The organism is Microbacterium sp. DWRC1-3 (assembly GCF_049896645.1).
Classification (GTDB): domain Bacteria; phylum Actinomycetota; class Actinomycetes; order Actinomycetales; family Microbacteriaceae; genus Microbacterium; species Microbacterium maritypicum.
This window is the reverse complement of the sequence record NZ_JAFCUS010000001.1, coordinates 1581136-1599111: the sequence shown is the minus strand read 5'-3', so window position 1 is coordinate 1599111 and position 17976 is coordinate 1581136. Positions and strand designations below refer to the sequence as shown.

General features: G+C 69.0%; 16 protein-coding genes. 14 read left to right on the top strand and 2 right to left on the bottom strand.

Annotated features, from left to right (window positions below; translation table 11 throughout):
- Positions 1-70: 70 nt before the first annotated feature.
- Positions 71-724 carry an amino acid deaminase gene (locus ACP699_RS07655; RefSeq protein WP_235562450.1) on the bottom strand — a complete coding sequence of 218 codons (654 nt, stop codon included), beginning with the start codon at positions 722-724 and terminating at the stop codon, positions 71-73.
- A gap of 118 nt (positions 725-842) precedes the next feature.
- On the opposite strand from ACP699_RS07655, the gene ACP699_RS07650 reads away from it, so the two are divergent.
- Genes ACP699_RS07650 through ACP699_RS07625 form a run of 6 tightly spaced genes read left to right on the top strand, consistent with a single transcriptional unit; the run spans position 843 to position 5828 of the window.
- Positions 843-1481 (top strand): HAD family hydrolase, encoded by a 639-nt coding sequence (locus ACP699_RS07650; protein ID WP_426170398.1) that lies wholly within the window; start codon positions 843-845, stop codon positions 1479-1481.
- Positions 1482-1541: 60 nt separating this feature from the next.
- Positions 1542-2528 (top strand): phosphate/phosphite/phosphonate ABC transporter substrate-binding protein, encoded by a 987-nt coding sequence (gene phnD, locus ACP699_RS07645; protein ID WP_055866821.1) that lies wholly within the window; start codon positions 1542-1544, stop codon positions 2526-2528.
- Position 2529: 1 nt separating this feature from the next.
- Positions 2530-3354 (top strand): phosphonate ABC transporter ATP-binding protein, encoded by an 825-nt coding sequence (phnC, locus tag ACP699_RS07640; protein ID WP_426170395.1) that lies wholly within the window; start codon positions 2530-2532, stop codon positions 3352-3354.
- Positions 3351-4163: a phosphonate ABC transporter, permease protein PhnE gene (phnE, locus tag ACP699_RS07635; protein ID WP_055865508.1), complete on the top strand. Its 813-nt coding sequence runs from the start codon at positions 3351-3353 to the stop codon at positions 4161-4163. The genes phnC and phnE (ACP699_RS07635) overlap by 4 nt, the downstream gene beginning before the upstream one ends.
- The gene (gene phnE, locus ACP699_RS07630; protein ID WP_055865504.1) at positions 4160-4975 is read left to right on the top strand and encodes a phosphonate ABC transporter, permease protein PhnE; all 816 of its coding nucleotides are present in this window, start codon (positions 4160-4162) and stop codon (positions 4973-4975) included. Before phnE (ACP699_RS07635) ends, phnE (ACP699_RS07630) begins: the two co-directional genes overlap by 4 nt.
- Complete coding sequence (locus tag ACP699_RS07625; protein ID WP_426170392.1) at positions 4962-5828, top strand: MurR/RpiR family transcriptional regulator; 867 nt, start codon at positions 4962-4964, stop codon at positions 5826-5828. Before phnE (ACP699_RS07630) ends, ACP699_RS07625 begins: the two co-directional genes overlap by 14 nt.
- A gap of 6 nt (positions 5829-5834) precedes the next feature.
- Here the strand turns inward: ACP699_RS07625 and ACP699_RS07620 are convergent, their stop codons facing one another.
- A complete protein-coding gene (locus tag ACP699_RS07620; protein WP_055874094.1) occupies positions 5835-7343 on the bottom strand; it encodes a PucR family transcriptional regulator in 1509 nt (502 codons plus the stop codon).
- Between the two features lie 97 nt (positions 7344-7440).
- On the opposite strand from ACP699_RS07620, the gene gabT reads away from it, so the two are divergent.
- From gabT to poxB, 8 genes are all read left to right on the top strand, one after another.
- Positions 7441-8805 carry a 4-aminobutyrate--2-oxoglutarate transaminase gene (gabT, locus tag ACP699_RS07615; RefSeq protein WP_055865498.1) on the top strand — a complete coding sequence of 455 codons (1365 nt, stop codon included), beginning with the start codon at positions 7441-7443 and terminating at the stop codon, positions 8803-8805.
- 107 nt (positions 8806-8912) lie between these two features.
- Positions 8913-10295, top strand: coding sequence for a flavin monoamine oxidase family protein (locus ACP699_RS07610; RefSeq protein ID WP_017829156.1), 1383 nt, complete (start codon positions 8913-8915; stop codon positions 10293-10295).
- Positions 10295-11179, top strand: a complete 885-nt coding sequence (locus ACP699_RS07605) for a universal stress protein (RefSeq protein WP_017829155.1) — start codon at positions 10295-10297, stop codon at positions 11177-11179. The genes ACP699_RS07610 and ACP699_RS07605 overlap by 1 nt, the downstream gene beginning before the upstream one ends.
- A complete protein-coding gene (locus tag ACP699_RS07600) occupies positions 11179-12726 on the top strand; it encodes an APC family permease (RefSeq protein WP_017829154.1) in 1548 nt (515 codons plus the stop codon). The genes ACP699_RS07605 and ACP699_RS07600 overlap by 1 nt, the downstream gene beginning before the upstream one ends.
- A 22-nt stretch (positions 12727-12748) precedes the next feature.
- On the top strand, positions 12749-14215 hold the full coding sequence (locus ACP699_RS07595; protein WP_426170388.1) for an NAD-dependent succinate-semialdehyde dehydrogenase: 1467 nt from the start codon (positions 12749-12751) through the stop codon (positions 14213-14215).
- Between the two features lie 56 nt (positions 14216-14271).
- Positions 14272-15636 carry an NAD-dependent succinate-semialdehyde dehydrogenase gene (locus tag ACP699_RS07590; protein WP_127482902.1) on the top strand — a complete coding sequence of 455 codons (1365 nt, stop codon included), beginning with the start codon at positions 14272-14274 and terminating at the stop codon, positions 15634-15636.
- Between the two features lie 111 nt (positions 15637-15747).
- A complete protein-coding gene (locus ACP699_RS07585; RefSeq protein ID WP_055866816.1) occupies positions 15748-16185 on the top strand; it encodes a pyridoxamine 5'-phosphate oxidase family protein in 438 nt (145 codons plus the stop codon).
- A gap of 61 nt (positions 16186-16246) precedes the next feature.
- Positions 16247-17971 carry a ubiquinone-dependent pyruvate dehydrogenase gene (poxB, locus tag ACP699_RS07580; protein ID WP_426170385.1) on the top strand — a complete coding sequence of 575 codons (1725 nt, stop codon included), beginning with the start codon at positions 16247-16249 and terminating at the stop codon, positions 17969-17971.
- Positions 17972-17976: the final 5 nt, after the last annotated feature.

Below are 17976 nucleotides of genomic sequence, written 5' to 3'. Positions count from 1 at the left end.
GTCGCGGATCCTGCCGCTCAGAAGCCGCGCGGGCGACACGAAGTGCGACCGGAGGTAGCGGGGCCGGGTGCTAGGCCGCGTTCCAGCGCAGGCGCGGATCGGTTCGGAACTCCGTGAGAGGGACGATCGCATCGGCGACCGGGAACATCGTCACCAACAGGGGGGTGGCGCCCGCGCTCGGCGCGACGGCGTAGGCGAGGGCGGTCGAGCCTCGCACGGCACCGAGCGCCAGCCTGGTCTCGCGCGCGTCGATCACCTGGGTCGCGCCGGCAGCGGGAGAGCTGAGGAGCGCGGATGCGACGGCGGTGGCTCGCGCGAGCAGTGTCGGACCCTCGCGCCAGGGGTGGAACGCATCTGGAGGCAGGTGGCATGCATGAGCCAGCACGCCCTCGGTCCAGCGTTCGCGTTTGAGCCCGTACGGGGTGGGCTCCAGCGACAGCAGGTAGCCGTAGCAGTGCAGTACTCCCGCATTGCCGATCGGCCAGTCGGCGGCGATATCCGCCTGCACGTGCAATTCCTCGAACAGCGCGCGGGGGATGATCCCCGCGCCCGTGTTCTCATCGATCACCGAGGATCGCCCCCACGCGATGAATCGACCGGCCGTGCGGTCATCGTGGATCGCGCTCGCCAGCCAGGAGAGGGTGTCGATTGCGGCGCGCGCACCAGCCGCGGTTCCGTCGGTGGCGAGGTGCGCCGCCTGCGTGAGCTGTTCGAGTTCGGACACGGCGCTCACCATACGCGAGTCCAGTGGACGGATTGTTCACGCGGTGTTCACGCGTTCAGGACCTTCTGTCCACAATCCTTCCTCATCATGGACGGAGCGTCCCCACAGAAAGAACTCCGTGAACTCCATCCTCCTCTTCGATTTCGACGGCACGATCGCACTCGGCGACGGTCCGGTCCTCGCCTACGCACAGCAGGTCGCTGCCGGCCTCGGTGACGACGGCACCTTCCTCGACGATGTCCGCGCGATCCTCGCTGCAGCCGACGGGGATGCGCTCGACGGCTATGACGCGGTGCGTCGGGTCGCCGAGACTCGGGGAGCGGATGCCCGTCTCCTCAGCGCCGCCTATCTCGCCAGTCGCGCGCAGCTCGGCACAGCAGACGCTCCGATCACCGCACCGGACGGGCTCGCCAGTTTCCTGGCCGGGGTCGACGCCGAGCGGATCCTCGTCACGAACGCGCCGGCCATCCGCATCGTCGACGCCCTGGAGACACTCGGTCTTCGCGGACTGTTCGACCGGATCGTCACCGATGCCGGCAAGCCCCAGGGGCTCGAGGCCGTGCTCGACGACCTCCCCGTCGACGCCCGAGTGCTGAGCATCGGTGACATCTGGCACAACGACCTGGCCCCCGCGCACGCCCGCGGCCAAGCGACCGCGCTGATCGGCGGATTCTCCGACCCAGACGCTACCCCTACCTTCCGCGCCGCCGAGTTCTCGACGCTGGTTCCCCAGCTCGAGGTCTGGCTGCGCGGCTGAGACTTCTCCCTCCCCGCTCCTACCCCTCTCTCACACACTCACCCCCATCGAAGGATGAACATGCGTACCTCTCTCCGCTCCTCTGCAGCGAGCGTCGTCGCGGTCGGCGCCCTGCTGACCGTGGTGCTCGCCGGCTGCTCCAGCAGCACCGCCGCGCCCGAGGAATCCGCAGCCCCCGCTGCTGACCCCGACTCGATCGTGCTCGCCCTCGTGCCCTCGCAGGACCAGGACGGACTCGTCGACACCGCAGCGCCCCTCACCGACTACCTCACGGAGGAGCTCGGCATCGAGGTCACCGGCGTGGTGTCGAAGGACTACCAGGCCGCCGTCGAGGCGATGGGTGCAGGCCAAGCGCAGATCGGCTTCCTGCCGTCGCTGCAGCTGTGGCAAGCGAACGACATGTACGACGCGAAGGTCGTGCTGCAGACCGAGCGCAACGGCAACATCACCTACCCCGCGCAGTTCATGACGAACAACCCCGACAAGTACTGCGACGACGAGCCGGTCGAGCGCGACGGGATGCTGTTCTGCAACGGCGCCGACGCGATGAAGGGCCCTGCGGGTCTCGACAGCATCGACAAGGTGAAGGGCGCGAAGGTCGCCGTGCTCGGCCCCGGGTCACCCGCCGGCTACATCTACCCGATCGTCGCGTTGCAGGAGGCCGGGCTCGACACGGACACCGACATCCAGCAGATCCCCGTCACCGCGAACGACGCCTCCGTTCTCGCGGTCTACAACGGCGACGCGGAGGTGGGCTTCAGCTTCTGGGACGCTCGCACGATCGTCGCGAAGGACACCCCCGACGTCGGCCAGAAGGTCGTTGTGTTCGCCATGACCGAGGAGATCCCGAACGACGGCGTCGCACTCTCGTCTGAGCTGTCGCCTCAGCTGCAGGAACGGATCACGAAGGCGCTCGAGGACTTCTCGAACACCCCGGAGGGCTCCGAGATCCTCACCAGCATCTACTCGATCACCAAGCTCGCGCCGGCCGACCCCGACTCGCTCGACGTCGTGGCCCGTGCCGCACAGGCTCTGGGGCTCCAGTAAATTGTCCGATCAGATCCAGCACGTGGACGCCGCAGCTCCGGCTGCGGCGTTCACGCCGTGGTCCATCCGCCTCGATGAGGTCACGGTGCGCTACCCCAACGGCACCATCGGTCTGAACCGGGTGTCGCTCGACATCGAGGCCGGCGAGATGGTCGCTGTCGTCGGGCTCTCCGGCTCGGGCAAGTCCACGCTCATCCGCACGATCAACGGCCTCGTGCCGGTGACAAGCGGCGCCCTCGACGTGGGGGAGCACCGGGTGAGCGGCGCCTCGTCGCGGACTCTCCGCCGCCTCCGCGGTGACATCGGCATGGTCTTCCAGAGCTTCAACCTCGCAGGCCGCGCGAGCGTGATGCAGAACGTGCTCGTCGGGCGTCTCGCCCACACGCCGCTCTGGCGCACGCTCCTGGGCGTCTATCCCGAAGTGGACAAGCAGCGCGCGTACCACGCTCTCGATCGCGTGGGCATCCTGCCAAAGCTCCACTCCCGCGCTTCCGAGCTCTCGGGCGGCCAGCAGCAGCGGGTCGCGATCGCCCGTGCCCTCGCACAGGAACCGCGCATCGTCCTCGCCGACGAGCCGGTCGCGAGCCTCGATCCGCCCACCGCGCACGGGGTGCTGAACGACCTGCGCCGCATCAACCGGGACCTCGGCATCACGGTGCTCGTCAATCTGCATCTGCTCGACCTCGCCCGTGAGTACGGGGCGCGGATGATCGGCATGCGTGCCGGCGAGATCGTCTACGACGGGCCCGCCACCAGCGCGACGGACGCCGATTTCGAGAGCATCTACGGTCGTTCGCTCACGCCCGACGACAGGTTGGACGCATGAGCGGCACGCCGAACCCGTCCGTCCTCGACATCCCCGCCCGCCCGCGAGGCGCGTGGAAGGGGCCCGTGATCCTGGCCGCCGTCGTGGCCGTCACGGTCGTGATGTGTCTGCCGGTGATCGGCATCGGCGTCGACCTCTCGGCCATCGCGCGCAACTGGCAGAACGGCGCCGACAAGATCGTGAAGCTGCTCCTGCCCGATTGGAGCTTCTTCCCCCGTACTGTCGCGCCCCTCATCGAGACCCTGCAGATGGCGGTGATCGCGACCGCCATCGGAGCCGCCGTGTCGCTGCCGCTCAGTTTCTGGGCCGCGCGCGCTACCAACCCGAACACCACGGCGCGCGTCATCGTGCGCGGCATCCTCAACGTCATCCGCAGCGTGCCCGACCTGCTGTACGCGGCGATCCTGGTCGCGATGGTCGGGGTCGGTGCGCTCCCCGGAATCCTGGCGCTACTGCTGTTCAACGTCGGCATCATCGTCAAACTCGTCTCGGAGGCCATCGACACCAACGACCGCGGCGCCCTCGAGGCCGGACGCGCGGTGGGTGCGACGCAGACCAAGATCAACCGCACGCTCGCGCTGCCCGACGCCTGGCCCGCCTTCACCAACCAGACCCTGTACGTGTTCGAGCTGAACGTGCGTGCCTCGACCGTGCTCGGCCTCGTCGGCGCCGGTGGTATGGGCCTGCTGATCGACGCGGTACGCACGTTCTACCGCTACGACCAGCTCTCGCTCATCATCCTGGAGATCCTCATCGTCGTCATCGTGATCGACCTCGTCTCGGATGCCATCCGACGGAGGCTCGTATGAGTGCGGCGCTCACCGTCATCCCCGCCAAGCCTCGCCGGCCCTGGCTGATCGCCGGATGGGCCCTCGTCACCGGCGTCGTGGTCCTAGCGTTCTGGTCGATCGACGTCGACTGGTCTCGTCTCACCGATCTGCCGTCCGAGATCATCCGGTACACGTTCCTGATGTTCGCCGATCCGAACTGGGAGAAGCTGCCGGAGGCGCTGTGGCAGACGTGGCGGAGCATCGAGATGGCCTGGGTCGGCACGATCCTCGGCATCGTGCTCGCGACACCGCTGAGCCTGGTCGCCGCGCGCGGCTTCGGCCCCGCGTGGCTGAGGGCGCTCCTGCGCGGACTCTTCTCGCTGATCAGGGCGGTCCCCGAGATCATCATCGCGATCGTGATCCTCTCGGTCACCGGCCTCACTCCGTTCACCGGTGCGCTCGCCCTCGCCATCAACGGCGTCGGCACTCTCGGCAAATGGGGGTATGAGGCGGTCGAGGCCGTGCCCCGCGGTCCGATCGAAGCGGCGCGCGCGGCCGGCGGCGGCACCCTCCAGGTGCTGCGTTGGGGTGTCTGGCCGCAGGTCGAACCGGCGTTCTGGTCGTTCTGGCTGTACCGCTTCGAGATCAACGTGCGCTCCTCTGCGGTGCTCGGACTCATCGGCGTCGGCGGAATCGGCGACATGCTCACCTCGTACACCCAGTACCGTGAGTGGTCGACGGTGGGTGTCCTGCTCATCGTGGTCGTCGTGGTAACGATGCTGATCGATGCGGCATCCGGTGCGATCCGTCGCCGCATCATGGAGGGAGCCCGAGCCCGTGTTCTCGCCTAGCGCGCCGCCCACCGCACGCATCGCGGCCGTGCTCAACACCCTGCAGCCGGCAGAGCGCCGCGTCGCCGAGCTGATCGTCGAATCGGCCGACGAGGTCGTGGAATGGACGGCGCAGGAGCTCGCCGAGCGGGCCGGCGTCGGCCGCGCCACCGTGGTCCGCACCTGCCAGGGCATCGGCTATCGCGGGTATCCGCAGCTGCGGGTCGCCCTCGCAGCCGAACTCGGCAGCACGCCCGGGGAGGCGGCCGTCGACCACGGTCCCGGCGTGCTCGGACGCATGCGGGGGGAGATCGATCGTCTGGCGGGCTCTCTGCCGGCGCTCGCCAGCCTGCTCGACCCGGATGCGGTCGCCGAGGCCGTGCGCCTCTCAGCATCCGCCCGTCGTCTGCTCGTGCTCGCCAACGGGCTGTCGTCGCCGATCGCCAACGACCTCGCCATGCGGCTGACCGCCGCCGGGCGTTCGGCGGAGTTCATCGCCGACGCCATCGCCCAGCAGATCGCGGCCCGCCACCTCACGCCCGAAGACGTCTGCCTCGTGGTGAGCGGTTCCGGTGCGAACGAGGCGAGTCTGCGCGTCGCGACGGCGGCCGCGCGGGGCGGTGCGACCGTGATCGCCCTGACGTCGTTCGCCTCGTCGGCCTTGACCGAGGCGGCGTCGCTGTCGCTCGTGATCGCTCCGACCGGGGTGAGCTTCCGCGACGAGCTGGAGCACACGTCCCGTGTGGCCTACCTCGTTTTCGCCGAGGTGTTCGCCGCGGCGGTCGCGGGCGAGCGCGGCGTGGATGCGGTCCAGGCGCGCGCCCACGCCCTCGAGGTGGTCTCGGTCAACCTCGGCGAGGGCGCTGCCGACTGACCCGCCTCAGTCGCGGGCCGTCTGCAGGATCGTCCAGAGCTCGGCACGGGCGGGAAAGGTCGACAGGTCGATGTCGAGCAGCGCGCCGGCGTGGGCGATGCGCGAGCGCAGCGTGTGCCGGTGCACCCCGAGCGCGACCGCGGCGGACTCCGCCTTCGCATCGTGCTCCAGCCAGGTGCGCAATGACCGCTCGAGATCGGCTCCCGTGCGGGCATCGTGCTCGCGCACCGGAGCGAGGCGGGACTCGGCGACCAGCCGGGCCTCGTCGGTCGCGAGTGCGGTGAGGATGCTCGATCCCACGGTGTCGGCGTAGCGGGCGACCCCGTGCGTGCCCTGCTGACGAAGGGCCGTGAGCGCCTGCGCGTGGGCGCGGGCGAAGGAGTCGTAGGCCTCGGAATCGGAGACGCCGATGCGGATGCCGAAGCGTGCGGCGACCTCGTCGAGCAGACCCTCATCGCCGGCCGACACGCACATCGTGACGCCGTCTTCGGACTCGGCGAGGAAGATTGAGGTGCCGTGCTCGGCGCGGTGGCGCTCCCACCAGTCCGCGAGCGGGCCCGCCGGTGCGTCGGCGGCGACGGCCACCAGCACGGGAGCCGGAGGGAGACTGCCCAGAACCCTCCTGGCGAGGGCGGGATCGTCGGTGAGGAGCGATCCGAGCAGCTGGGCGTGCAGGCGTCGGCGGCTGCGGGCGAGCTGCTCGCTCTGCTCCAGCGCGAGCCCTGCCATGGCGATCACCGAGGTCACGACCGACCGTGCTTCGGAGTCGAGGCTGTCGGTGGCCAGGGCGATCACGCCGCGCAGGTGCCCGCCGCGACCGACCGTGAACAGCATGAACGAGTGCTCCTCGATGCTGAGCGACTGCCCCGCCTCGAGTCCGCGGGTCAGGATCTCCACCACGCGGTCTCCGACCTCGTCGAGCACGCCGGCATCGATGCCCTCGCGTGGGTGCGAGAAGGTCGGGGCGCCTGCGGCGTCGAACATCCCGGCCCACACGCCCAGCCGGCGTCCGAGCTCGGCGATGGTCGCATCGAGGCCGTGCGGACGAAGGGCCGCGAGCGCGAGGGCGCGCTGGGTGTCCAGAGCCCAGGATCGTCGGGCGTAGGCCTGGGCCGCGATGGCTTCGGAGTGCGCGCGGGCGACGGCGATGAACGGCGTGCGGTACGGGACCGCGAACAGCGGCATGCCGTGGGTGGCGCACGCGTCGACCAGCTCTTCGGGGATGCCGGAGCGATGCACCTCGGTGCCGAATCCGAGGCCGATCACCCCGCGGTCGGCGAGCCGTCCGACATAGGTGTCGATGCTCACGGCGTCGTCGAACTGGGTTCCGGTGGTCAGCAGCGCCAGATCCTCGGAGAGGAACGGGGTCGGATCGGCGAGGTCCGAGCTGTGCACCCAGCGCAGGGGGCGGTCGAGCGCGCCTTCGGGGACGTCGGCTTCACGGGGGATCAGGGAGAGGCCGAGATCGCGGCGCTGCAGCAGCGCGCGCAGCGTCGGTTGGGCGATGACGGGCACGGCACCCTCGTCTCTTGTACACCTCGGCGAATACCTATTCCAGATTGTACAGAGCGGTGAGTGCAGCCGCCTCTCTCGCAGCCGTACGCTCGCGAGCATGGCACTCCTCGACACCGCAGCTGTTGCAGTTCCCCTCGGCGGACCCGAGCTCCCTCAGGAGCGTCGTCTGGTCACCGAACTCCCCGGGCCCCGCTCGGCCGAGATCCTGGCACGCAAGGCGGATGCCGTCGCCGCCGGTGTCGGCCACACCGTGCCCGTCGCGACCGTCGCCGCCGGTGGCGGAGTCGTCGTCGACGCGGACGGGAACTCGCTCATCGACCTCGGATCGGGCATCGCCGTGACCACGGTGGGCAACGCGCACCCGAAGGTCGCCGCCGCCGTCGCCGCACAGGCCGCGCAGTTCACGCACACCTGCTTCATGATCTCGCCGTACGAGTCGTACATCGAGGTGGCCGAGGCGCTCAACCGGGTCACCCCCGGTGACTTCGCCAAGAAGAGCGCACTGTTCAACTCGGGCGCCGAAGCGGTCGAGAACGCGATCAAGATCGCGCGCAAGCACACCGGTCGCCAGGCGGTCGTCGCCTTCGACCACGGCTACCACGGCCGCACGAACCTGACCATGGCGCTGACCGCCAAGTCGATGCCCTACAAGAGCGGCTTCGGTCCGTTCGCTCCCGAGGTGTACCGCGCCCCGATGTCGTACCCGTTCCGCGACGGCCTCGACGGACGCGAGGCAGCCGCCCGTGTCATCCTGCAGCTCGAGAAGCAGATCGGCGCCGAGAACCTGGCCGCGGTCATCATCGAGCCCATCCAGGGCGAGGGCGGCTTCATCGTCCCGGCCGACGGCTTCCTGCCCGCGATCGTCGACTGGTGCCGCGCGAACGGCGTCGTCTTCATCGCCGACGAGGTGCAGACTGGCTTCGCCCGCACCGGACACATGTTCGCGAGCGAGATCTTCGGCATCGAGCCCGACCTGATCACCACCGCCAAGGGCATCGCCGGCGGTCTTCCGCTGGCCGCGGTGACCGGCCGCGCCGAGATCATGGACGCCTCGCACTCCGGCGGCCTCGGCGGCACGTACGGCGGCAACCCGATCGCCTGCGCGGCAGCTCTCGCCGCGATCGACGTGTTCGAGAACGACGGTGTGATCGAGCGGGCACGCGAGATCGGTACGATCCTCACCGACCGTCTCACCGCGATGCAGAAGAACGACCCCCGCGTCGGGGATGTCCGCGGGCACGGTGCGATGATCGCGGCCGAGTTCGTCGACCCCGAGACCAAGGCGCCGAATGCCGCTCTCACCGCTGCCGTCGCGAAGGCGTGCATCGCACAGGGCGTCATCGTCCTCACCTGCGGAACGTACGGCAACGTCATCCGCTTCCTTCCTCCGCTCTCGATCGGCGACGACCTGCTGAACGAGGGACTCGACATCGTGGCCGCCGCCCTGGCCGCCGCCGAATAGCATGCAGGCCGCGCTCCCGCGCGGCCTGACCCCCTGTCCGGTCGCGACCCCAATCGGGGGATTTCGGGTCGCGACCGGCACTACTTCACCCAACGAAGGAGTTGCAGATGTCTGAGATCACCCGCGACGTACTCATCATCGGTGCCGGAGCCGCAGGGCTCACGGCGGCGAACGACCTGCGCAAGGCCGGCCTGTCGGTCGCCGTGCTGGAGGCCCGCGACCGCGTCGGCGGGCGCCTGTGGACCGACGTCATCGACGGCGCCATGCTCGAGATCGGCGGCCAGTGGGTCTCGCCCGATCAGGATGCTCTCAAGGAGACGATCGAAGAGCTCGGGCTCGAGACCTACAGCCGCTACCGCGAGGGCGACAGCGTCTACGTCGGCCCCGACGGGAAGACGCACCGCTTCACCGGCGAGATGTTCCCCGTCTCCGCCGAGACCGAGGCCGTGATCGCACGGATCACCGGGATCCTCGACGCGCTGGTCGCCGAGATCGACCCCGACCGGCCGTGGGAGCACCCGAACGCCGCGGAGTGGGACTCCATCACCTGGGACGCATGGCTGCGCTCGCAGACCGACGACGACGAGGCCGTGCGAAACCTGGCCTTCGCCACGGGCTCCGCGATGCTCACCAAGCCCACGCACTCGTTCTCGCTGCTGCAGTCGCTGCTGATGGCCGCATCCGCCGGTTCCTACTCGAACCTCGTCGACGCCGACTTCATCCTCGACAAGCGCGTGGTCGGGGGTCTGCAGCAGGTTCCGCTGCGCCTGGCCGAGCGCCTGGGCCAGGACGTGCTGCTGAACCAGCCCGTGCGCAGCCTCGAGTGGTCGGACGCCGGCGTCGTGGCCACCACCGATGAGCTCACCGTGCGCGCTCGCCACGCGATCCTCGCGCACGCTCCCGTGCTGTACAGCCGTATCTCGTTCGACCCGCCGCTGCCGCGTCGCCAGCATCAGCTGCACCAGCACCTCTCGATGGGCTTCGTCATCAAGGTGCACGCGGTCTACGACCGTCCGTTCTGGCGCGAGCAGGGCCTCAGCGGCACGGCGTTCAGCCCGTACGAGCTCTCGCACGAGGCCTACGACAACACCAACCACGGCGACGAGCGCGGCACCCTGGTGGGCTTCGTCTCCGACGCCAACGCCGACGGCGTGTTCGAGCTGTCGGCCGAGGAGCGCAAGGAGCGCATCCTCGAGTCGCTGTCGCACTACTACGGCCCCGAGGCCAAGAACCCCGTCGTCTACTACGAGAGCGACTGGGGCAGCGAGGAGTGGACGCGCGGCGCCTACGCCGCGAGCTTCGACATGGGTGGCCTGCACCGCTACGGTGCCGACCTTCGCACGGCCGTCGGTCCGATCCACTTCGCCTGCAGCGACATGGCCGGTGCCGGATACCAGCACGTCGACGGCGCGATCCGCATGGGACACCTCGTCGCCTCCAACATCGTCGACGCCAGTCGCGACGCCGGCGCTGTCGAGAGCGGCAGCTGATGACCGGCTCGGTCGTCGTGGGCTACACGGCGACGGATGCGGGAGCGGATGCCGCAGCGCTGGGCGCGCGTATCGCCCGAAGCCTCGGGGCCACCGTGCACCTGGTGATCGTGCTGCCGAACGAGGGTACGCGCAACGCCGCGGTCCCGCCGGAGCGCGCCTACGAGGAGCACATCAGGTCGCAGGCGAAGAAGTGGCTCGCCGACGCCGTCGTCCGGCTGCCGCAGGAGCTGACCCGCAGCGGTCACGTCCGCTTCTCCGAATCGTTCGCCGAGGGGCTCATCGCCGCCGGTGAGGAGTTCGGAGCCCGCGTGATCGTGATCGGCGCCGCGGGCGGCGGCATCTTCGGGCGGCACCGACTCGGAAGCGTCGCGTCGGAGCTGCTGCACTCGTCCACCATCCCGGTGGCGCTGGCTCCCGCCGGCACCGCTCTGCAGGACGATCACGTCCTCCCGCGCGTCACGGTCGCCGTCGGCTCCCGGCCGGGAGCCGACGCGCTGCTCGACGAGGCGGTCGCCCTCGCCGGTGACAGCGGAGTCGATCTCCGACTCGTCTCGCTCGTGCCGTTCGATGTGCCGCCCGGGCTCGACACCGGCGCGATCCGCACGGTCGGTGACACCCACGGGCAGGAAGTCCTCGCGATGGCGACCGAGAAGCTTCCGGACGGACGCACCGCCGCCGTCGAGAAGGCTCCGGGAGACAGCGTCGAAGACGCGGTCGCGAACCTCTCGTGGCTTCCCGGTGAGGTCGTCCTGGTCGGCTCCAGCCGGCTGGCACAGCCTCGTCGTCTGTTCCTGGGCTCCACGGCGGCGAAGATGCTGCACGAGCTGCCCGTCCCCATGATCGTCGTCCCGCGCACCCGCAACGAAGCAGGAGAACGCTGATGAGCAGCACCAACCGGGCGACGGAGCCCGAATCCGGTGTCACGACCGGGATCTCCACCAAGGGCCTGAGCGCCGGAACGGTCGGCCTCATCGGCGCGGTCGTGATCGGCATCTCGTGCATCGCGCCCGCCTACACGTTCACCGCCGCTGTGGGGCCTGTGGCCTCCACGGTCGGGTCGCAGATTCCCGCGATCATCCTGGTGGGCTTCATCCCCATGCTCCTGGTCGCCTTCGGGTACCGAGAGCTCAACAACCGGATGCCCGACTCCGGCACCTCGTTCACCTGGGCCGCACGCGCCTTCGGTCCGTGGGTCGGCTGGATGGCCGGCTGGGGCCTGGTGGTCGCCACGATCCTGGTCCTGTCCAACCTCGCCGGCATCGCGGTCGACTTCCTGTTCCTGCTGATCTCCCAGATCACCGGCAACCCGGACATCGCCGGCCTCGCGAGCGTCACCTGGATCAACATCGGGGTGTGCCTGCTGTTCATGCTCGGCGCGACGTGGATCTCCTATCGCGACATGCAGACGACCCAGAAGCTGCAGTACTGGCTCGTCAGCTTCCAGATCCTCGTGCTGCTCTTCTTCGCAGGCGCGGCGATCGTGCAGGCCGTGAGCGGCAACGGCTTCGACTACCAGCCGTTCGATCTGAACTGGTTCAACCCGTTCGCGATCTCGTCCTTCAGCGCGGTCGCTGCGGGACTGTCGCTGTCGATCTTCATCTTCTGGGGCTGGGACGTCACCCTCACCATGAACGAGGAGACCAAGGATCCGGAGAAGACCCCGGGTCGCGCGGCCACCGTCACGGTGCTGATGATCGTCTCGCTCTACCTGCTGCTCGCCGTCGCGATGATCATGTTCGCCGGCGTCGGCACCGGCGCGCTGGGACTCGGCAACGAGGACATCCAGGAGAACGTGTTCTTCCACCTCTCCGGCCCGATCCTCGGCCCGCTCGCGTTCCTCGTGTCGCTCGCGGTGCTCACCAGCTCGGCGTCGTCGCTGCAGTCCACCTTCGTGGGACCGGCGCGCACCCTGCTGGCGATGGGGCACTACGGTGCACTGCCCAAGTCGTTCGCGAAGGTCAGCCCCCGCTTCTTCACCCCGGGGTACGCGACCATCGTCTCGGCCGTGGTGGCCTCGGCGTTCTACGCCGTGATGCGCATCGTGAGCGAGGACACGCTGTGGGACACCATCCTCACGCTCGGCATGATGATCTGCTTCTACTACGGGATCACCGCCTTCGCGTGCGTCTGGTACTTCCGCAAGCAGTGGTTCGACTCGGCGCGGAACGTCTTCTTCACGTTCCTGTTCCCGCTCATCGGCGGCTCGATCCTCGCGGTGCTGTTCTTCACCACGCTGATCGACTCGATGGACCCGGCCTACGGCTCGGGCTCGCAGATCGGCGGGGTCGGCATCGTCTTCATCCTCGGCATGCTGATCATCGTCGTCGGCATCGTCGTCATGATCTGGAACGCGGTCCGACGGCCCGCATTCTTCCGCGGACAGACACTGGGCATCGACGCACCGCCCAGCCGACGCAAGCGCTCCTAGCCCTCCCCACAGAAAGAGAATCATGAGCACTCAGACCGAACAGGCGCTCCTGGACAGCATCCCCACCGGCCTCTTCATCGGCGGTCAGTGGATCGACGGCGAGACCGGCGGCACCTTCGACGTCCAGGATCCCGCGACCGGTGCCGTCATCCGCACCATCGCCGATGCGACGCCCGCCGACGGCATCCGTGCCCTCGACGCCGCGGTCGCCGCTCAGGACGGCTGGGCGGCCACGGCTCCGCGCGTGCGCAGCGAGATCCTCCGTCGTGCGTTCGACCTCGTGCAGGAGCACAAGGAAGACCTGGCACTGCTCATGACGCTCGAGATGGGCAAGCCGCTCGCCGAGGCGCGTGGCGAGGTCGGCTACGGCGGCGAGTTCCTGCGCTGGTTCAGCGAGGAGGCCGTGCGCATCAGCGGTCGCTACGGGATCAACCCGGAAGGCACTGGCCACATGGTCGTCTCGCAGCGCCCGGTGGGACCGTCGTTCTTCGTGACGCCGTGGAACTTCCCGTTCGCGATGGCGACGCGCAAGATCGCCCCCGCCCTCGCGGCCGGGTGCACCGTCGTGATCAAGCCCCCGGCACTCACGCCGTTGACCACGATGTACTTCACGAAGCTGCTCGAAGAGGCCGGCCTCCCCGCCGGCGTCGTCAACGTCGTGCAGACCTCGAAGTCGAGCGCGCTGTCGGCGCCGATCATCGCCGACCCGCGTCTGCGCAAGCTCTCCTTCACGGGGTCGACCGAGGTCGGCCGCAAGCTCATCGCCCAGGCGGCGCAGGGCGTGCTGCGCGTGTCGATGGAGCTCGGCGGCAACGCGCCGTTCGTGGTGTTCGACGACGCCGACCTCGACAAGGCCGTGGAGGGCGCGCTCGCCGCGAAGTTCCGCAACATCGGCCAGGCCTGCACGGCGGCCAACCGCTTCATCGTGCACAAGGACGTCGCGGGTGAGTTCGCCAAGCGCGTGACCGAGCGCGTCAACGGCATGAAGATCGGCCGTGGCACCGAGGACGGCGTGGCGATCGGACCGCTCATCGATTCGGACGCCGTCGCCAAAGCCGGCGAGCTCGTCGACGATGCGGTCGGTCGCGGTGCGACGCTGCTCGCCGGTGGCAAGGCCCTCGAGGGCACGGGCACGTTCTACGAGCCCACCGTGCTCACCGACGTCGTCGCCGGAAGCGCGATCCTCCGCGAGGAGATCTTCGGACCGGTGCTCGCGATCGCGACCTTCGAGACCGAGGAAGAAGCCGTGCGTCTCGCGAACGACACCGAGTACGGACTGGTGTCCTACGTCTTCACCGAGAACCTGCAGCGCGGTCAGCGGATGATCGACGGGCTCGAGACGGGCATGATGGGTCTGAACGTGGGCGTGGTCTCCAATGCGGCCGCACCCTTCGGTGGCGTCAAGCAGTCCGGCGTCGGCCGCGAGGGCGGCTTCGAGGGCATCCACGAGTACCTGTCCACCAAGTACACGCTGATCCCGGTCTCCTGAATTCCGATGCGGGGCCCGCGTCGTCGGGCCCCGCACCACCAAAGAGAGGACAAGTCATGACCGACTACGCCGTCATCAACCCCGCCACCGGAGAGACGCTGGCGTCCTTCGACACCTTCACGGACGCCCAGATCGACGAGGCGCTCGCCGCGGCCGACGAGGCCCACCGCGAGTGGTCGCGCTCGTCGACGGTCGCCGAACGCGCGGCTCTCGTCCGTCGTGCCGCAGAACTGCACCGCGAGCGCCGTGAAGAGCTCGCCGACATCTTCGTGCGCGAGATGGGCAAGCCCCGCGAGGCCGCCCTCGGCGAGGTCGACTTCGCGGCCGACATCGCCGAGTACTACGCCGACCAGGCGGAGTCGATCATGGCCGACCAGCCGATCGCGATCCTGGGGGAGGGCTCGGCCATCATCCGCCGTTCCTCGCTCGGACCGCTCGTGGGCATCATGCCCTGGAACTTCCCCGCGTATCAGATCGTGCGCTTCGCGGCTCCCAACCTGATCGTGGGCAACACGATCCTGCTCAAGCCCGCACCGCAGTGCCCGGAGTCGTCGAGCGCGATCGAGAAGATCTATCAGGACGCCGGCTTCCCGAAGGGCGCGTATCAGAACGTGCTCGCCACGAACGAGCAGATCGCGACGATGATCGCCGACCCGCGCGTGCAGGGCGTCTCGCTGACCGGTTCGGAGCGCGCCGGCGCGGCGGTCGCCGAGATCGCCGGCCGCAACCTCAAGAAGGTCGCGCTGGAGCTGGGCGGCTCCGACCCGTTCATCGTGCTCTCCACCGACGACCTCGACGCGACCGTGCAGGCCGGCGTCGACGCCCGTCTCGACAACAACGGGCAGGCGTGCAACGGGGCCAAGCGCTTCATCGTCGTCGACGAGCTCTACGACGCCTTCGTCGAGAAGTTCACGGCCGCGATGGCGGCGGTCACGGCGACCGACCCCATGCTCGATGACACGGTCCTCGGGCCGGTCGCGTCCGAGACGGCCGCGGTCAATCTGCAGAAGCAGATCGATCAGGCTGTCGAGCAGGGCGCCACGCTGCTCACCGGTGGCACCCGCGACGGCGCGTTCTTCGCTCCGACCGTGCTGGCCGATGTGACGCCCGAGATGAACGTGTACAGCGAGGAGCTCTTCGGTCCCGCGGCTGTCGTCTACCGCGTGGCGGATGAGGATGCGGCGGTCGAACTCGCGAACGACACCACCTTCGGTCTCGGCTCCTACGTCTTCACCACGGATGCCGAGCAGGCCGCGCGCGTCGCCGACAAGATCGAGGCGGGCATGGTCTACGTCAACCTCGTGCTGGCCGACAGCCCGGAGCTGCCGTTCGGTGGCGTGAAGCGCAGTGGAACCGCCCGTGAGCTGGGTCACCTGGCCGCCGACGAGTTCGTGAACAAGAAGCTCATCCGCATCGGCTGAGCGTACGACGAAAGGCCCCTCGCACAGCGCGAGGGGCCTTTCGCGTGCCCGCCTCGTATCGCGTGACGGATGCCCTGTCGGTGAGGACACCGAGTGGGAGACAATGGCGACATGAGCGCGCACACCGACCCCATCGAGATGCTGACCTCCGACCGGAGCTGGGAGCTGCTCGGCACGCAGGAACTGGGAAGACTCGTCACCCATGTGGGCGAGACGATCGACATCTTCCCCGTGAACTACGTGGTCGACGGCGAAGGCATCCTGTTCCGCACAGCGCCCGGCAGCAAGCTGTTCGAGCTGACCGTCAACACCGATGTGCTGTTCGAGGTCGACGACCACACCGACACCGATGCCTGGAGCGTGATCATCCGCGGGTATGCCACGGCGCTGGAGTCGGATGCCGACGTGCAGCGGGCGGAGACCGCGGGGCTTCGTCCGTGGATCCCCACCGTCAAGCGGGTGTATGTGCGCATCGCCCCCACATCGGTCTCGGGACGGGCGTTCCGTCGCAGTGCCGAGCCGGAGCTCGACGGTCCCCAGGAGTACTGACCGACCCTCCGCGGCGGGTCCGGACGAGCCTCGCCCCCGGACCCGGGCGTAGGGTCGAAGCATGGCAAACGTCGCTGAGAACATCGTCAAGACTCTGCACGCCAACGGGATCGACCGGGTCTACGGCATCCCGGGCGACTCGCTGAACGGCTTCACGGACGCGCTGCGCAAGGACGGCACGATCCGATGGGTGCATGTGCGGCATGAGGAGTCCGCGGCCTTCGCCGCCGCAGCCGATGCCGCCACGACCGGGGAGCTCGCCGTCGTCGCCGGATCCTGCGGACCCGGCAACCTGCACCTGATCAACGGCCTGTACGACGCCAACCGCTCGCGCGTTCCCGTGCTCGCGATCGCCGCGCACATCCCCACCACCGAGATCGGCACCGGGTACTTCCAGGAGACGCATCCGCAGGAGCTCTTCCGCGAGTGCAGTGTCTACGTCGAGTACGTCGCCGACCCGAAGCAGATGCCGCGACTGATGGAGATCGCGATGCGCGCCGCGATCGAGGAGCGCGGCGTCGCCGTGCTGGTGATCCCCGGTGATGTCGCCCTCGCCGACATCGCCGACGACCGGGCCGTCGTGATCGAGCGCGCTCGCCCGGTGGTCGTGCCGAGCGCGCCCGAGCTCGAGAAGGCGGCGACGCTGCTGAACGCGGCGAAGAACGTCACGATCCTCGCCGGAGCGGGCGTCGAAGGCGCGCATGACGAGGTGATCGCGCTCGCCGACAAGCTGGGCGCGCCGATCGTGCACGCTCTGCGCGGCAAGGAGTTCATCGAGTACGACAACCCCTTCGACGTCGGGATGACGGGGCTCCTCGGTTTCGCCTCGGGCTTCCGAGCGATGGAAGCGGCCGATGCGCTCCTGGTGCTGGGCAGCGACTTCCCGTACGAGCAGTTCTACCCGGACAACGCCACGACCATCCAGGTCGACATCCGCGGCGCTCAGCTCGGCAAGCGGCATCCGCTCGATCTGGGGCTGGTCGGTGACGTGCACGCCACGTCCGAGGCGCTGCTGTCGCGGGTGGCGCGGAAGGAAGACCGCACGCACCTCGACGACGCCACGGCCCACTACCGCAAGACCCGCAAGAAGCTCGACGAGCTGGCGGTGCCGACCAAGGGCGATCGCCCCATCCACCCGCAGTACCTCGCGCGTCTGCTGGACGAGCACGCGGCCGATGACGCGATCTTCACCGCCGACGTGGGCTCGCCCACCGTGTGGGCCGCCCGCTACCTGTCGATGACCGAGAACCGTCGCCTGATCGGCTCCTTCACCCACGGCTCCATGGCCAACGCGCTCATGCACGGCATCGGGGCGCAGGCCGCGCATCCCGACCGTCAGGTGGTCGCACTGGCCGGAGACGGAGGTCTCTCGATGATGCTCGGTGAATTGCTCACCCTGACGCAGAACCGGCTGCCCGTGAAGACGATCGTGGTCAACAACTCGTCGCTGAACTTCGTCGAACTCGAGATGAAAGCGGCCGGATTCGTCACCTACGGGACGGGGCTGGAGAACCCCAGCTTCGCCGCGATCGCCGAGGCGATGGGGATCTTCGCGCGCCGCGTGGAGCGCAGCGAGGACCTCCCCGACGCCGTGCGCGAGGTGCTCGCCCACGACGGCCCCGCGCTGCTGGATGTGGTGACCGAGCGCCAGGAGCTCTCCATGCCGCCCGCGATCGAGGCCGCCCAGGTCAAGGGCTTCGCGCTCTACGCGATCCGCACCGTCATGTCCGGGCGCGGCGACGAGCTCCTCGACCTCGCGAAGGCGAACTGGCGCCAGCTGTTCTGAGCCGG

Excerpts from the sequence above, each read along its gene's own strand:
- gabT (WP_055865498.1), top strand. The coding sequence starts at position 7,441 with ATGGCACTCCTCGACACCGCAGCTGTTGCAGTTCCCCTCGGCGGACCC.
- ACP699_RS07595 (WP_426170388.1), top strand. The coding sequence starts at position 12,749 with ATGAGCACTCAGACCGAACAGGCGCTCCTGGACAGCATCCCCACCGGC.
- ACP699_RS07585 (WP_055866816.1), top strand. The coding sequence starts at position 15,748 with ATGAGCGCGCACACCGACCCCATCGAGATGCTGACCTCCGACCGGAGC.
- phnE (WP_055865504.1), top strand. The coding sequence starts at position 4,160 with ATGAGTGCGGCGCTCACCGTCATCCCCGCCAAGCCTCGCCGGCCCTGG.
- phnE (WP_055865508.1), top strand. The coding sequence starts at position 3,351 with ATGAGCGGCACGCCGAACCCGTCCGTCCTCGACATCCCCGCCCGCCCG.
- ACP699_RS07590 (WP_127482902.1), top strand. The coding sequence starts at position 14,272 with ATGACCGACTACGCCGTCATCAACCCCGCCACCGGAGAGACGCTGGCG.
- ACP699_RS07610 (WP_017829156.1), top strand. The coding sequence starts at position 8,913 with ATGTCTGAGATCACCCGCGACGTACTCATCATCGGTGCCGGAGCCGCA.
- ACP699_RS07605 (WP_017829155.1), top strand. The coding sequence starts at position 10,295 with ATGACCGGCTCGGTCGTCGTGGGCTACACGGCGACGGATGCGGGAGCG.
- phnD (WP_055866821.1), top strand. The coding sequence starts at position 1,542 with ATGCGTACCTCTCTCCGCTCCTCTGCAGCGAGCGTCGTCGCGGTCGGC.
- ACP699_RS07600 (WP_017829154.1), top strand. The coding sequence starts at position 11,179 with ATGAGCAGCACCAACCGGGCGACGGAGCCCGAATCCGGTGTCACGACC.
- poxB (WP_426170385.1), top strand. The coding sequence starts at position 16,247 with ATGGCAAACGTCGCTGAGAACATCGTCAAGACTCTGCACGCCAACGGG.